The 1,093-nt window shown below is 65.1% G+C and carries 2 protein-coding genes; both read left to right on the plus strand.

Annotation, left to right across the window (positions count from 1 at the left end; translation table 11 throughout):
• Positions 1 to 56: 56 nt before the first annotated feature.
• The gene (locus DVH02_RS29720; protein WP_114626951.1) at positions 57 to 785 is read left to right on the plus strand and encodes a DUF5753 domain-containing protein; all 729 of its coding nucleotides are present in this window, start codon (positions 57 to 59) and stop codon (positions 783 to 785) included.
• On the plus strand, positions 764 to 961 hold the full coding sequence (locus tag DVH02_RS29725) for a DUF397 domain-containing protein (RefSeq protein ID WP_114626952.1): 198 nt from the start codon (positions 764 to 766) through the stop codon (positions 959 to 961). The genes DVH02_RS29720 and DVH02_RS29725 overlap by 22 nt, the downstream gene beginning before the upstream one ends.
• Positions 962 to 1,093 lie beyond the last annotated feature (132 nt).

The following is a 1,093-nucleotide window of genomic DNA, read 5'->3' on the forward strand; positions in this document are numbered from 1 at the left end:
GGAGTTCACGACCGCCGCGAGCGTGCAGACATGTCGCTCTCCAGCTCGCGGCGGTCGTGAACTCCAGCAAGAGCGCGCTGGCACGGATCGAGACGGCCGAGCTGATGCCGCCGCCGGATCTGCCGAGCAGGCTGGACGCGGCGCTGGGGACGGACGGACTGTTCCACGGGCTGTACCAACTGGCGAAGCGGGAGGCGCATCCGGACCAGTACCGGCGCTTCATGGATTTCGAGTCGCAGGCAGAGACCATTGAGGTCTACGAGCCGCATGTGATGCCCGGTCTTCTTCAGATCCGAGAGTACGCCTACACACTTCTCCGCTGCCCGAACGACTTGACCGAGGAGCAGATACAAGAGCGCGTCAACGCGCGCTTGTCGCGCCAAGAGAGGAGGCATTCGGAGAAGCGGCCTTTCCGATGGGCGATCATCGATGAATCCACACTCCGGCGGCAGATCGGCAGCCGAGAGTGCATGCATAAACAACTGGCCGCGCTGCTGGAGCAGGTGGATACTCCGGACAGTAAAGTTCAGGTAATGCCGTTCAACGCGGGTCCCCACTCGCTCATGGGCGGCGCGCTCAATCTGCTGACACTTCCGGTCGGCTCCACGATGGCCTACGAAGAGGGCATCGAAACTGCGTACCTCTACGAGGACCGCGACGCGGTGAAGAAGTGGCGGCGACGGTACGAGGTACTGCGCGCGAACGCCCTCTCCCTGACCGAGTCGGCGGAGCTGATTCGAAAGGCAATGGAGGACTACGAGACATGCGACACGCCCCCGAGCTGAGCAACGCGCACTGGCGCAAGAGCAGCTACAGCAACACCAACGGTGGGAGCTGCGTCGAGATCACCGAGGACTTCCCCGGCGTCGTCCCCGTCCGCGACACCAAGAACCCCACCGGCCCGACCCTCACGCTGCCTACTGCCGCTTGGGCCACGTTCATCGCCACCCTCAGGACATAACGCGCAGTGCAGCCGTTTCCCCAGCTCAGCCCGTCCCGTCACCGCCCCGGGACGGGCTGAACTCATCCCCGCCGGGCCGGGATCCTGCGAGCCGGTGGGCCCTGCGGGGCACGCGGCAGTTGCATGGGGTGG

This window comes from Streptomyces corynorhini (genome assembly GCF_003346515.1).
GTDB classification, from domain to species: Bacteria; Actinomycetota; Actinomycetes; order Streptomycetales; family Streptomycetaceae; genus Streptomyces; species Streptomyces corynorhini.

Bases quoted from the DNA above. Each gene is read 5' to 3' on its own strand.
- DVH02_RS29725 (WP_114626952.1), top strand. From the start codon at position 764: ATGCGACACGCCCCCGAGCTGAGCAACGCGCACTGGCGCAAGAGCAGC.